Source organism: Azotobacter bryophylli (genome assembly GCF_042643485.1).
GTDB classification, from domain to species: domain Bacteria; phylum Pseudomonadota; class Gammaproteobacteria; order Pseudomonadales; family Pseudomonadaceae; genus Azotobacter; species Azotobacter bryophylli.
On the sequence record NZ_JBHRSJ010000005.1, the window covers coordinates 20,841 to 33,610 of the forward strand.

A 12,770-nucleotide genomic window follows, 5' to 3' on the forward strand; every position below is an offset into this window, starting at 1 on the left:
CCCGGCGCCCTTCTTCCCACCAGTGCGACAGACAATCGGCCCGGCCTGCGTTGACAGCGGCCGCGGCATCCACTTCGATCAGAAAATCGCCATGCCCGACCGGATGGCGCTTTCCTCTCCCGCTCGAGGTGCACCAGGCATGACCGAACTGATGAACCTGACCGCTGCGGGCAGCTCCGTCACCGACCTCCAGCTCTGGTGGAACGGCCAGGAGGAAGGCATCGAATCGACGGCGCTCCACTGCGACGAGGAGGCCGAGATCCAGCGCCTGCTCGACGCCTATCCCACGCGGCTGCACGGCAAGCGGCACGGCGGGTGCCTGCGCCGCTCCCTGCTGCATCCCTTCGGCCGGCCGAGCCTGCTGCACGAGCAGCGCGCCCTCAAGGCGGTCGCCCGGCTCGGCGTGACGGTCCCGCGGGTGGTCTACTGCGGCGCCCGGAAGAAGGCCGGCGAATGGCAGGCGCTGCTGGTGACCGAGGCGCTGGAGGGCTTCATCACCCTCGACGAGTGGTACAACAGCGGTGCCCGCCAGCGCTGGGGAGAGAAGCTCCACGAGCAGATGCTGCGACAGCTGGGCGCCACCCTCAGCCGCCTGCACCGCGGCCGCTGGCAGCACGGCCACTGCCATCCCGAGCATGTGCTGGTCCGCGTGCAGGGTTCCGGCGACTGGGCCTGGGTGGAAATCGCCCTGCTCGACCTGGAGCAGAGCCGACATCGCTGGAGCATCGCCCAGGCTTCGCGCCAGGACCTGGACCAGCTGTACCGCCATCGCCAGAATATGCCCGAGGCCGACTGGAACCTGTTCCGCGGCGCCTACGAGCGGGCCCTGGCCAATCCCTACGGGGACACCCGGGAAGCCTTCTGAGGCGCTGCGCTACGGCATCGACATGGCAGTGAACAACTGCCTGGAGCGTCTGATGGCCCGTACTTCACGACTTGAGAAATATCTATGAACAATCATCCCTCGCCTCGCTGCGTGTTCATCACCGGCGCCACCGGAGGCATCGGCGGTGCGCTTGCACCAGCCTACGCGGCTCCCGGCGTGACTCTGATCCTCCAGGGCCGCCAACTAGACCGCTTGGAGCAGCTGGCCACCGAATGCCGGACGAAAGGTGCACGAGTCCTACTGGAGCCACTCGACGTACGCGATCTGGATACCACGCGCGCGAGGGTACGCGCGATCTGTGAAAGCGAGCAGCCGGACCTGATCATCATCGGCGCCGGACTGAATACCGCAGTAGGCCCCAGGGGCGAGCCCGAGGACTGGGAAAACAGTCGCGCCCTGCTGGAAGTCAATCTGGTCGCCGTGGTCGCCATAGTCGATGCTGCGCTGCCCAGCATGCGTGCCCGGCGCAGTGGCCAGATCGCGCTGTTCAGCTCACTGGCAGGCTGGCGAGGGCTGCCGGTCACGCCAACCTATAGCGCAACCAAGGCGGCGATCCGTGTGTATGGCGAGGCGATCCGCGACTGGCTAGCCGCAGACGGGGTCAAGGTCAATGTGATCATTCCCGGTTACGTCGAGTCGAAGATGTGCCTCGAAATGCCCGGTCCCAAACCCTTTCTATGGTCTCCGGATAAAGCTGCGCAGCGCATCAAGCGCGGCCTGGCTGCCAACCAAGGACGCATCAGTTTCCCCTTTCCACTCAACTTCGGTACCTGGTTGCTCGGGGTGCTTCCGCAACGCCTATCCTCATGGATCCTACGGGGCCTGAATTACAGTGCCTGAGATGTCGATTGCGGTGATTGGGGTCCTTGGCGATGGCGACGCTGTTGATTGAGCGCTTGCCGAAACCACGCCCCCGCAGCTACGCCCTGGAGCGCTTGGCTTACCCAGGCAGTGTGGTTCCATCTTCGCCCACCGGGCGTCTGTGACGACAAGTCTGACCATCCCTGAGCTGCATCACACAAAAAAGGGAGGCGGGAAAGCCGAATCTCAACAGCCCCTAGAGATTCTGCAGGATCAGCTGGATGCCGGTGGCCAGCATGCCCAGCCGGGCGATCCGGTAGAACCACTCGTGGTTGACCTTGTCCTGCAGCCAGACGCCGAGCCAGACCCCGACCACGGCGAACGGCGCCAGCGCCAGGCTGGCCAGCAGGTTCTCGGCGCTGAACTGGCCGAGCATCCCGTAGGGCACCAGCTTGACCGCGTTGGTCAGCAGGAAGAACAGGTTGATGGTGGCGACGTAGCGCACCTTGTCCATCTGCTGTGGCAGCAGGTACATCATGATCGGCGGACCGCCGGCATGGGTGACGAAGCTGGTGAACCCGGCCAGCGCGGACAGCAGGCTGCCCTTGCCGACGGCGGCGGGAGCCGGCGGCCTGGGCGAGCGCCCGGCCAGCAGGTTGAGCAGGACGAAGCCCACGGTGATGCCGCCGATGAGCAGGCCGATGAAGCGCTCGCTCATCATCTCGAAGGTCAGGGTGCCGATCAGCACGCCCACCAGCGCCCCGGGGATCATGATCCGCAGGTTGGCCGCATCCCATTTGCCGTAGAACTTCTTCAGCCCCGCCAGGTCGGCCACGCAGAGGATCGGCAGCATGATGGCCGCGGCCTGCTTGGGCGGCACCATCAACGCCATCAGCGGCACCGCGATGCCGGCCAGCGCCCCGCCGAAGCCGCCCTTGGAAAGGCCGGTGAGGAGCACGGCCGGCAGCGCGAGGAGGAAAAACTCGAAGAGGGACATGGCGCCTTCCTTGCGTCGGCGGGGAAAAAGGGCGAGTCAGCGAAACGGAGGCGGCAGTCTAGGGTGGCGGGCGCGGGCTTGGCAACGGCGGGCACTCGCACGACCTATCGCTAAATCAGATGGTTAATGGCGAAATTTTGCCCTTATAAAGGCAGCGGTTTCGATTGATCATGTGCTTATCCACAGGCTGCATCCCCTCCCGAACGAACACGAGGCCCTCCATGATCGAACTGCGTCCCTTCTCCCAGCTGGGCGGTGCCCGGCACGGCTGGCTGGATACCCGCCACCACTTCTCCTTCGCCGAGTACCACGATCCCGGTCGCATGCACTGGGGCCGCCTGCGGGTCTGGAACGACGACACCATCGCCCCGCACACCGGCTTCCCGCCGCATCCGCACCGCGACATGGAAATCGTCACCTACGTGCGCAAGGGCGCGATCAGCCATCAGGACAGCCTGGGCAACCGCGGCCGCACCCTGGCCGGCGACGTGCAGGTGATGAGCGCCGGCACCGGCATCGTCCACAGCGAATACAACCTGGAGGACGAAGTCACCCAGATCTTCCAGATCTGGATCATGCCCGAGCAGACCGGCCTGCCGCCGGCCTGGGGCACCCGGCCGTTCCCCCGGGGCGAGCGCGCCGGCGCCTTCGTCACCCTCGCCAGCGGCCTGCCCGGCGACGAAGGCGCCCTGCCGATCCGCGCCGCCGCGCGTCTGGTGGCGGCGACCCTGCGCGCCGGGCAGAGCGCCGAACACCGCCTCGCCGACCGGCGCAAGGCCTATCTGGTGCCGGCCAGCGGCCGGATCCTGGTGAACGGCGTGGAAGCCGGCGCGGGCGACGGCCTGGCCATTCGCGACGAGACGCTGCTCGAGGTCAGCGCGCGGGAAGACAGCGAGATCATTCTGGTGGACGTGGCCTGAGCGGCCGCGACGCTCAGGCCTGCTCCAGGGCGCCGTGCAGGGTCTGCGAGAAGGACGCCAGCGCCGGCGTCCAGCTGGCGGGGTCCGCCGCGGCGAAATAGGTGTCGACCCGCGCGATGGCGTCGGGCAGTTCCAGGCTGTGGATGGGGAAGCGGTACCGCTGCGCGTCCACGGTCGCCTTCGGCAACAGCGCGTAGCCCATGCCCGCGGATACGCAGCCGAGGATGGCATCCAGGGTGCCGAACTCCATGATGCGCACTGCCGAGACCCCGCAGGCGGCGAGGAGTAGTTCGATGCGCTGCCGGTAGCTGCAGCCCTGGCGGAAGGCGAGGAAGGTGGCGGAAAGGAGCCGTTCGGCCGTCGGCATCGCCTCCAGCGGCGCCGCCGAGACCAGCACCAGCCGCTCGGCGAAGGCCTTGCTGAGATGGAAGCGCGGATGCTCCAGCCGGCCGGCGACGAATACGCAGTCGAAGCGGCCTTCCGCCAGACCGGCGCTCAGATCGGCGGTCGGTCCTGTGGATAACTGAATATCCACAGCCGGATGCTCGGCATGGAAGGCGGCGAGAATCGGCGGAAGCCGCAGCGCCGTGGTCGTCTCCATGGCGCCGATGCGCAGTACCCCGCCCGGCGTCCGGCTACCCTTGAACAGGGCGAGGGCCTCGTCGTGGGCCTGCAGCATGCGCTCGGCGTATTCGCTGAGGGCCATCCCGGCGGACGTCAGACGGGCGCGACCGCTGCGGTCGATCAGCTCGGCGCCCAGCTCGGCCTCGAGTTTCTTGATGTGCGCGGTCACGTTCGACTGCACGGTGTGCAACCGCTGGGCGGCGGCGACGAAACTGCCGGTTTGCGCCACGGCCATGAAGAGGCGGAGCGATCTGAGCTGCATGGAAGTGCCTGCCTGGGTCTGCCTATCTCGTTTCGTGATCGGAAGTATCCGCAATCATCGTTGGCAAAGCTACGGGCAGACTGCCTATCCTCAAGATCGAGGCGTTCGCTGTCGCGGCGCCCCTTCGATGCGGACGAGCACAGGAGTCTGGGGATGGACAGGATCGACAGAAAGGATCTGCCGGCGCTTTTCACCGGCCTGATGGCAACCCTGGCCGGTATCGGCCTGGCCCGCTTCGCCTATACCCCGCTGCTGCCGGCGATCATCCAGCAGGGCTGGTTCGGCAGTTCCCAGGCCGTCTATCTCGGCGCCGCCAACCTGCTCGGCTATCTGCTGGGCGCTCTGACGGCGCACACCCTGTCCGAGCGCTTCCCGCCCCGCTGGGTCCTGGGCGCCTCGTTTGCCGGCATCGGCCTGAGCTTCGTGCTCTGCGCCACCCCGGGCAGCTTCACCGGCTTCTTCCTCTGCCGGCTGGTCTCGGGCGTGGCCGGCGCAGTCCTGATGGTCGTGGGGCCGTCCCTGGCCCTGACGGCCACGCCGACGGAGCGCAAGACCACAGTCGGCGCGCTGGTGTTCACCGGGATCGGCCTCGGCGCCCTCCTCTCGGCCACCGTGGTGCCGCTTCTGCTCGAGCTCGATCTGAACTGGACGTGGCTGGCCCTGGGCGGACTCGCCCTGCTGGCCGGGCTGGCCTGCGACCGCGCCGCCGCCCGCCTGCCCAGGCCCCAGGCGCTAGCCGCCGGCACCGGCCACGGGAGCGGCTCCGCTGCCCCCGTCGGGCTGGTGGTGCTGCTGGTCATGGCCGCCTATGCCCTGGATGCCGCCGGCTTCGTCCCGCACACCGTCTTCTGGGTCGACTATCTGACCCGCGAGGCCTCCCTGGGCAACCAGGCGGCCTCGGTCCAATGGGCACTCTTCGGCGTCGGCGCCATTCTCGGACCGCTGCTGGCCGGCTTCCTGGCCAGACGCTTCGGCTGGCATTCGGGGCTGGCCGTCGGCTTCCTGACCAAATCCCTGGCGATCGCCCTGCCCCTGCTGTCGATCGCGTTCGTCAGCCGCTCGCTGTCTTCGCTGCTGGTCGGGGCCATGATTCCGGGCATCGTCGCCCTGACCTCCGGGCGCCTGGCGGAACTGGCCGGCCCGGCCGCCCACAAGCGCCTCTGGGGTCGGGCCACCGCCGCCTTCGCCGCGGCCCAGGCGCTCTCCGGATACGCCATGTCGGGCTTGTACGCCCAGCTCGGCTCCTATTACCCGCTCTTCGCGATCGGCAGCTGCCTGCTGGCTGCCGGTTTCGTGCTGGTTCTCTTCGGCCGGACGGCCAGACCGGCGGGTCTATCCACAGCCTCGAAAGCCTGAACGGACGCTCCCATGATGAAACTGCACCTCAACGCCACCTCCCCCTATGCGCGGGTCGCGCGCATCGTCGCCCTGGAAAAGGGCCTCGGGGAAAGACTCAGCCTGTGCTGGAGCGATCCCTGGTCGGACGAGGCAGCGCTGCTGGAGGCCAACCCGGTCGGCCGCGTCCCGGTGCTGGTCACCGACGACGGCGGAACCATCGCCGAGTCCCTGCTGATCGCCCAGTACCTCGACGGACTGTCGGACGCTAGCCCCCTGCTACCCCGCGCCGGACTGGCACGGGCACTGCACCTGGCCGGCCTAGGACAGGGGCTGATGGATGCCGCCTTCAATACCGTGATCATGCGCAAGCACCACGGCCGGGAGGCGGACCAGTCCGTGCTGGGCCAGCGCCGCCTGCGCGCCGTCGAGCGCACGCTCGCCGTTCTGGAGCGAACTTATCCACAGAAGGAAGAATCCGCTTTCAGTCTCGGCGACATAGTCGTGGGAGTCGCTCTGGACTATCTGGCTTTCCGCATGCCGGAGACGGGATGGCAGGACAAGCATCCGGGCTTGCGAGGATCTTATTCACAGCTGATGAGAAGGCTCAGCTTCATGGAGACGGCATTCGCCTGAACCAAACGGCTTATGCACAATCGCGAGAGTTCCCTCCCCAGCCGAGAAGGCTGGGGATAAAACGGAACCCCCTACTGGGGAAAACAATTAAGGATAACTTTATCCACAAATGTGGGCGCCAACTGCCCGCTCACTCCACCGTTACGCTTTTCGCCAGATTGCGCGGCTGATCCACGTCGGTGCCCTTGAGCACAGCGACGTGGTAGGACAGCAGTTGCAGCGGCACGGTATAGAGGATCGGCGCCAGCACGTCGTGGATATGCGGCATCTTCACCAGCTGGGTGCCCAAGCCGTTGTGGATGCCGGCCTCGCCGTCGGCGAAGACGATCAGCTCACCACCGCGGGCACGGACTTCCTGCAGGTTGGATTTGAGCTTCTCCAGCAGCTCGTTGTTCGGTGCCACCGTGACCACCGGCATGTCAGCGTCGACCAGGGCCAGCGGACCGTGCTTGAGTTCGCCAGCCGGATAAGCTTCGGCGTGGATGTAGGAAATCTCCTTGAGCTTGAGTGCTCCCTCCATCGCCACCGGATACTGGGTGCCACGGCCGAGGAACAGGCAGTGGCTCTTGTCGGCGAAGAACTCGGCGACCTTCTCGATGGTCGTGTCCATGGCCAGCGCTTCGCCCAGACGGGTCGGCAGGCGACGCAGTTCCGCAACCAGCGCGGCTTCGACGCCATCGGCCAGGCTGCTGCGGGCCTGGCCCAGAGCCAGGGTCAGCAACAGCAGGGCGACCAGTTGGGTGGTGAAGGCCTTGGTCGAGGCGACGCCGATTTCCGGACCGGCCTGGGTCAGTAGTCGAAGGTCGGACTCGCGCACCAGCGAGCTGGTGCCGACGTTGCAGATGGTCAGGCTGGCCAAGTAACCGAGAGCCTTGGCGCTGCGCAGGGCGGCCAGGGTGTCGGCGGTCTCGCCGGACTGGGAAATGGTGACGAACAGGGTGTCCGGCTGGACCACCACCTTGCGGTAGCGGAATTCGCTGGCCACCTCCACCTGGCAGGGAATGCCGGCCAGCGATTCGAGCCAGTAGCGGGCGACCATCCCGGCGTGATAGCTGGTGCCGCAGGCGACGATCTGCACGTTCCTGACCTTGGCGAACAACTCGGCCGCTTCCGGGCCGAAGGCCTGCACCAGCACGTGGTTGTCGGCCAGACGGCCTTCCAGGGTACGCTGCACCACCACCGGCTGCTCGTGGATCTCCTTGAGCATGAAGTGGCGGTAACTGCCCTTGTCGGCAGCCTCGGCGCCCTCGTGATACTGCACCGCCTCGCGCTGCACCGGCTTGCCGTCCGCATCCCAGATGTTCACCTGGTCGCGGCGGATCTCGGCGATGTCGCCTTCCTCGAGGTAGATGAAACGATCGGTGACCTGGCGCAGCGCCAACTGGTCGGAGGCGAGGAAGTTCTCGCCGTGACCGAGGCCGATCACCAGGGGGCTTCCGCTGCGTGCTGCGAGCAGGCGATCGGGTTGGCGGGTGCTGATCACCGCCAAGCCGTAGGCGCCGTGCAATTCGCCGATGGCTTCCTTGAGCGCGGCGGTGAGGTCGCCGGTCCTCTCCAGCTTGTGGTGCAGCAGATGGACGATCACCTCGGTATCGGTATCCGAGGTGAACAGGTAACCGAGCCCCTGCAGGTGCTCGCGCAGCTGCACGTGGTTCTCGATGATGCCATTGTGCACCACCGCCAGCTCGTTGCCGGAGAAGTGCGGGTGGGCATTGCGCTCGAAGGGGGCGCCATGGGTCGCCCAACGGGTATGGGCGATGCCCAGCCGCCCGCTCAGCGGCTCCTCGCTCAGGGTCCTATCCAGCTCGGCGATCTTGCCCGAGCGGCGGCGACGCTCCAGCCTGCCCGCCTCGTCGATCACCGCGACGCCGGCGCTGTCGTAGCCGCGGTATTCCAGGCGCTTCAGGCCTTCGATCAGGATGGCGAGGATATTGCGTTCGGCGATGGCGCCAACGATGCCACACATAGTCGTTCTCCTCAGGCTGACGGGGTGACGCAGATCAGGTTCACGCCGCGTGCCGAAATCTGTTCCCGCGCCTCGGGTGGAAGGCGCTCGTCGGTGATCAGGGTATGCACGCGGCTCCAGGGCAGCTCGAGATTCGGAATGCGCCGACCGAACTTGTCGGCCTCGACCATGACGATGACTTCCCGGGCCACCTCGGCCATCACCCTGGACAGGCCGAGCAGTTCGTTGAAGGTGGTGGTGCCGCGTTCCAGATCGATGCCGTCGGCACCGATGAACAGCTGGTCGAAGTCGTAGGAACGCAGGACCTGCTCCGCCACCTGGCCCTGGAAGGATTCGGAATGCGGATCCCAGGTGCCCCCCGGCATCAGCAGCACCGGCTCGTGCTCCAGTTCGCGCAGGGCGTTGACCACATTGAGGGAGTTGGTCATCACCACCAGCCCGTGCTTCTGACTCAGCTCCGGAATCATCGCAGCGGTGGTGCTGCCGCTGTCGATGATGATCCGGGCATGCTCGCGAATCCGCTGGGCGGCCGCCTTGGCGATGGCCAGCTTGTAGGGAGAGACCGGCTGCGGATTCTCGTCGGCGATCATCTCCTGCGGCAGCGGCACCGCCCCGCCGTAACGGCGCAGCAGCAGGCCGTTCTTCTCCAGGGCGGAAAGATCCTTGCGGATGGTGACTTCCGAGGTCTCGAAGCGCCTGGCGAGATCATCCACGGTGACCTCGCCCTGTTCGGCCAACAGGGCAAGGATCGCATGGCGTCGTTGCGGGGTATTGCGCTTCGACATTTCTCAAGTTTCGATCCGAAATTTAATATTCGTCGAATGAAAGCCGAATGCGCCATTTCCGTCAAGCACGAATCGATAGGCTGGGCCTGCGAACCGGCGTGAGGCACGCTCGCCCGGAGGCGGCTATTTCTTGATCTTCTCGGGACGCTTCCAGCCGTCGATGTTGCGCTGCCTGGCGCGGCCAAGGGCCAGGTTGCCCGCAGGAACGTCAGCAGTGATCACCGAACCAGCCCCCGTGGTCACGCCGTCGCCGAGGTTCACCGGAGCGACCAGGGCGCTGTTGGAACCGATGAAGACATCCTCGCCCATCACGGTCTTGAACTTGTTGGCGCCATCGTAGTTGCAGGTAATGGTGCCTGCGCCGATATTGGTCCGCGCTCCGATCTCGGCATCGCCCAGATAGCTGAGATGTCCGGCCTTGGCACCCTCGCCGAGTACGGCATTCTTCAGTTCGACGAAATTGCCCACATGGGCCTTGGCACCGAGCACAGCGCCGGGACGCAGGCGGGCGAAGGGGCCGCAATCGGCGCCTTCGCCCAGCTCTGCCCCTTCCAGATGGCTGTTGGCTTTGACCACGGCTCCCCGGCGCAGGATGCTGTCCTTGATCACGCAGTTGGCGCCGATCTGAACCCCGTCCTCGATCACCAGCCGACCCTCGAGAATCACGTTGATGTCGATCAGCACATCGCGTCCGACCGTCACCTCGCCACGCAGATCGAAGCGCGCCGGATCGAGCAAGGTCACTCCCTGGGCCATCAGGCGACGAGCAGCGCGCAGCTGGTAGTGACGCTCCAGCTGGGCGAGCTGGATGCGGTCGTTGGCACCCTGCACCTCCATGGCGTCCAGCGGCTGCTCGGTGGCGACGATCAGGCCGTCGCTCACGGCCATCGCGATCACATCGGTCAGGTAAAACTCGCCTTGGGCGTTGTCGTTGGACAGGCGTCCCAGCCAGTCAGCCAGACGATCACCGGGCACCGCCAAGATCCCCGTGTTCCCTTCGCAGATTTGGCGCTGCTTAGGCGTGGCGTCCTTGTGCTCGACGATGGCCGTCACTCGGCCTTGCTCGTCGCGGATGATCCGGCCATAGCCGGTGGCATCGTTGAGATCGACGGTGAGCAGCGCCAGCTGCCGCGGGCCGACCTTGGCCAGCAGGCGCTGCAGGGTATCCGCCTCGATCAGGGGTACGTCACCGTAAAGAATCAGTATCCGCTCCGCTGTGAGTGCCGGCAGCGCCTGGGCGACCGCGTGACCGGTCCCCAACTGCTCGCTCTGCAGCACGAAATTCAGGTCATCCGCTGCCAGACATTCGCGTACCCGTTCCGCGCCATGGCCGATCACCACATGGATTCCTTTCGGCCGCAGTTGGCGCGCCGTATCGACGACATGGCCGAGCATGGACTTGCCCGCAACCGGGTGAAGAACCTTGGGCAGGGCCGAGCGCATGCGCGTGCCCTGGCCAGCGGCAAGAATGACGATATCGAGAGTCATGCAAGAATCCTGGAAGCTCTGGTTGTTGTGCGCCGCGGTCCGGCGGCCAGACCGCGGCTCCCTGGAAGAACCACGTACGCAGCGGAATGCCCAATAAAAAAGGGTAGCCAAGGCTACCCTTTTTTATCGCTAACGATGAAGTCGTCAGGCTGCCATCGGCAGCCTGCAACGGGTCATCCCCGTCCGTACTTCTTGCGCAGCTCGTGGATGGTACGCAGCTGAGCCGCGGCCTCAGCCAGACGAGCAGCAGCGGAGCTGTAATCGAACTCCGAGCCCTTCTCGGTGAGCGCCTTCTGGGCAGCCTTGATGGCTTCCTGAGCAGCAGCCTCGTCCAGATCCTTGGCACGGGTTCCGGTGTCGGCAAGAACCTTCACCATATCCGGCTGCACTTCGAGGAAGCCACCGGAGATGTAGAAGATTTCCTCGACACCACCCTGCTTGATCACGCGCAACGGACCGGGCTTGAGGTCGGTCAGCAGCGGCGTGTGGCCCGGGAGAACACCCACGTCACCTTGATGACCGTGAGCGATGACCATTTCCACCAGGCCCGAGAACAGCTCTTCTTCCGCACTGACGATGTCGCAATGGACTGACATAGCCATATTCACGCCTCGGTTAGCAGGCACCGCCACCGTGGCAGCGATGCCTGATCGAGCGCCCGCACGCGGGCGCCCCAGTTACAGTTTCTTCGCCTTCTCGATGGCTTCGTCGATGCTGCCGACCATGTAGAACGCCTGCTCCGGCAGGTGATCGTAGTCACCTTTCAGGATGCCGGAGAAACCACGGATGGTTTCCTTCAGCGGGACGTATTTACCCGGAGCACCGGTGAAGACCTCGGCCACGAAGAACGGCTGGGACAGGAAGCGCTGGATCTTACGAGCACGGGAAACCAGCTGCTTGTCGGCTTCGGACAGTTCGTCCATACCGAGGATCGCAATGATGTCCTTCAGTTCCTTGTAGCGCTGCAGCACGTACTGCACGCCGCGGGTGGTCTCGTAGTGCTCCTGGCCAACGACCAGCGGGTCCAGCTGGCGGGAGGTGGAGTCCAGCGGATCGACCGCCGGGTAGATACCCAGGGAAGCGATGTCGCGGGACAGTACCACGGTGGCGTCCAGGTGGGCGAAGGTGGTCGCCGGGGACGGGTCGGTCAGGTCGTCCGCGGGAACGTACACGGCCTGCACGGAGGTGATGGAGCCGGTCTTGGTGGAGGTGATGCGCTCCTGCAGAACGCCCATTTCCTCGGCCAGGGTCGGCTGGTAACCCACGGCGGACGGCATACGACCCAGCAGCGCGGACACTTCGGTACCGGCCAGGGTGTAACGGTAGATGTTGTCGACGAACAACAGCACGTCGCGGCCTTCGTCACGGAACTTCTCGGCCATGGTCAGGCCGGTCAGAGCCACGCGCAGACGGTTGCCCGGCGGCTCGTTCATCTGACCGTAGACAAGGGCCACCTTGTCCAGAACGTTGGAGTCCTTCATCTCATGATAGAAGTCGTTACCTTCACGAGTCCGCTCGCCCACACCCGCGAACACGGAGTAACCGCTGTGTTCCATGGCGATGTTGCGGATCAGCTCCATCATGTTCACGGTCTTGCCCACGCCGGCGCCGCCGAACAGGCCGACCTTACCGCCCTTGGCGAACGGGCAGACCAGGTCGATCACCTTGATGCCGGTTTCCAGCAGATCGTTGCCGCCGGCTTGATCGGCATAGCTGGGAGCCTCGCGGTGGATGGTCCAGCGCTCGTCCTCGCCGATGGGGCCCGCTTCGTCGATCGGGTTACCCAGCACGTCCATGATCCGGCCCAGGGTGGCCTTGCCAACCGGGACGGAAATGGCTGCGCCGGTGTTGCTCACGTCCAGGCCACGCTTGAGGCCTTCGGTGGAACCCATCGCAATGGAGCGAACCACGCCGTCGCCCAGCTGCTGCTGGACCTCCAGGGTGGTTTCCGCGCCGGCGACTTTCAGCGCGTCATAGATGTTCGGCACCTGATCACGCGGGAATTCCACGTCGATAACGGCGCCGATGATTTGAACGATACGTCCGCTACTCATTCTTGGTTCCTCTAAC

Annotated in this window: 12 protein-coding genes; 5 read left to right on the forward strand and 7 right to left on the reverse strand. The window is 65.6% G+C overall.

The genetic code is table 11. The features are described from left to right. Positions 1 to 139: 139 nt before the first annotated feature. Both ACFOJE_RS03235 and ACFOJE_RS03240 read left to right on the forward strand, forming a co-directional pair. Entirely contained in the window at positions 140 to 865 is a 726-nt protein-coding gene (locus ACFOJE_RS03235) for a lipopolysaccharide kinase InaA family protein (RefSeq protein WP_377812818.1), read from the forward strand. 84 nt (positions 866 to 949) lie between these two features. Further along, positions 950 to 1,726 carry an SDR family NAD(P)-dependent oxidoreductase gene (locus ACFOJE_RS03240; protein ID WP_377812819.1) on the forward strand — a complete coding sequence of 259 codons (777 nt, stop codon included), beginning with the start codon at positions 950 to 952 and terminating at the stop codon, positions 1,724 to 1,726. 217 nt (positions 1,727 to 1,943) lie between these two features. Here ACFOJE_RS03240 and ACFOJE_RS03245 read toward each other — a convergent pair whose 3' ends face one another. Then, a complete protein-coding gene (locus tag ACFOJE_RS03245; protein ID WP_377812820.1) occupies positions 1,944 to 2,684 on the reverse strand; it encodes a sulfite exporter TauE/SafE family protein in 741 nt (246 codons plus the stop codon). A gap of 221 nt (positions 2,685 to 2,905) precedes the next feature. On the opposite strand from ACFOJE_RS03245, the gene ACFOJE_RS03250 reads away from it, so the two are divergent. Beyond that, positions 2,906 to 3,604, forward strand: coding sequence for a pirin family protein (locus tag ACFOJE_RS03250; protein WP_377812821.1), 699 nt, complete (start codon positions 2,906 to 2,908; stop codon positions 3,602 to 3,604). 13 nt (positions 3,605 to 3,617) lie between these two features. On the opposite strand, the gene ACFOJE_RS03255 is transcribed toward ACFOJE_RS03250, so the two are convergent. After that, positions 3,618 to 4,490, reverse strand: a complete 873-nt coding sequence (locus ACFOJE_RS03255) for a LysR family transcriptional regulator (protein ID WP_377812823.1) — start codon at positions 4,488 to 4,490, stop codon at positions 3,618 to 3,620. Positions 4,491 to 4,643: 153 nt separating this feature from the next. Here ACFOJE_RS03255 and ACFOJE_RS03260 point away from each other — a divergent pair, with 153 nt between their 5' ends. Then, complete coding sequence (locus tag ACFOJE_RS03260; protein WP_377812824.1) at positions 4,644 to 5,846, forward strand: YbfB/YjiJ family MFS transporter; 1,203 nt, start codon at positions 4,644 to 4,646, stop codon at positions 5,844 to 5,846. Positions 5,847 to 5,858: 12 nt separating this feature from the next. Next, positions 5,859 to 6,461, forward strand: a complete 603-nt coding sequence (locus ACFOJE_RS03265) for a glutathione S-transferase N-terminal domain-containing protein (RefSeq protein ID WP_377812825.1) — start codon at positions 5,859 to 5,861, stop codon at positions 6,459 to 6,461. A gap of 130 nt (positions 6,462 to 6,591) precedes the next feature. Here ACFOJE_RS03265 and glmS read toward each other — a convergent pair whose 3' ends face one another. From glmS to atpD, 5 genes are all read right to left on the reverse strand, one after another. Continuing rightward, entirely contained in the window at positions 6,592 to 8,427 is a 1,836-nt protein-coding gene (glmS, locus tag ACFOJE_RS03270; RefSeq protein ID WP_377812826.1) for a glutamine--fructose-6-phosphate transaminase (isomerizing), read from the reverse strand. Positions 8,428 to 8,438: 11 nt separating this feature from the next. After that, on the reverse strand, positions 8,439 to 9,212 hold the full coding sequence (locus ACFOJE_RS03275) for a DeoR/GlpR family DNA-binding transcription regulator (RefSeq protein ID WP_377812827.1): 774 nt from the start codon (positions 9,210 to 9,212) through the stop codon (positions 8,439 to 8,441). A gap of 123 nt (positions 9,213 to 9,335) precedes the next feature. Then, complete coding sequence (gene glmU / locus ACFOJE_RS03280; protein ID WP_377812828.1) at positions 9,336 to 10,700, reverse strand: bifunctional UDP-N-acetylglucosamine diphosphorylase/glucosamine-1-phosphate N-acetyltransferase GlmU; 1,365 nt, start codon at positions 10,698 to 10,700, stop codon at positions 9,336 to 9,338. A gap of 173 nt (positions 10,701 to 10,873) precedes the next feature. Further along, on the reverse strand, positions 10,874 to 11,302 hold the full coding sequence (locus ACFOJE_RS03285) for a F0F1 ATP synthase subunit epsilon (protein WP_377812829.1): 429 nt from the start codon (positions 11,300 to 11,302) through the stop codon (positions 10,874 to 10,876). Between the two features lie 75 nt (positions 11,303 to 11,377). After that, the gene (atpD, locus tag ACFOJE_RS03290) at positions 11,378 to 12,754 is read right to left on the reverse strand and encodes a F0F1 ATP synthase subunit beta (RefSeq protein ID WP_377812830.1); all 1,377 of its coding nucleotides are present in this window, start codon (positions 12,752 to 12,754) and stop codon (positions 11,378 to 11,380) included. Between the last annotated feature and the right edge of the window lie 16 nt (positions 12,755 to 12,770).

Bases quoted from the DNA above. Each gene is read 5' to 3' on its own strand.
- ACFOJE_RS03250 (WP_377812821.1), top strand. From the start codon at position 2,906: ATGATCGAACTGCGTCCCTTCTCCCAGCTGGGCGGTGCCCGGCACGGC.
- glmS (WP_377812826.1), bottom strand. From the start codon at position 8,427: ATGTGTGGCATCGTTGGCGCCATCGCCGAACGCAATATCCTCGCCATC.
- ACFOJE_RS03245 (WP_377812820.1), bottom strand. From the start codon at position 2,684: ATGTCCCTCTTCGAGTTTTTCCTCCTCGCGCTGCCGGCCGTGCTCCTC.
- ACFOJE_RS03265 (WP_377812825.1), top strand. From the start codon at position 5,859: ATGATGAAACTGCACCTCAACGCCACCTCCCCCTATGCGCGGGTCGCG.
- ACFOJE_RS03235 (WP_377812818.1), top strand. From the start codon at position 140: ATGACCGAACTGATGAACCTGACCGCTGCGGGCAGCTCCGTCACCGAC.
- ACFOJE_RS03255 (WP_377812823.1), bottom strand. From the start codon at position 4,490: ATGCAGCTCAGATCGCTCCGCCTCTTCATGGCCGTGGCGCAAACCGGC.
- ACFOJE_RS03285 (WP_377812829.1), bottom strand. From the start codon at position 11,302: ATGGCTATGTCAGTCCATTGCGACATCGTCAGTGCGGAAGAAGAGCTG.
- atpD (WP_377812830.1), bottom strand. From the start codon at position 12,754: ATGAGTAGCGGACGTATCGTTCAAATCATCGGCGCCGTTATCGACGTG.
- glmU (WP_377812828.1), bottom strand. From the start codon at position 10,700: ATGACTCTCGATATCGTCATTCTTGCCGCTGGCCAGGGCACGCGCATG.
- ACFOJE_RS03275 (WP_377812827.1), bottom strand. From the start codon at position 9,212: ATGTCGAAGCGCAATACCCCGCAACGACGCCATGCGATCCTTGCCCTG.
- ACFOJE_RS03240 (WP_377812819.1), top strand. From the start codon at position 950: ATGAACAATCATCCCTCGCCTCGCTGCGTGTTCATCACCGGCGCCACC.
- ACFOJE_RS03260 (WP_377812824.1), top strand. From the start codon at position 4,644: ATGGACAGGATCGACAGAAAGGATCTGCCGGCGCTTTTCACCGGCCTG.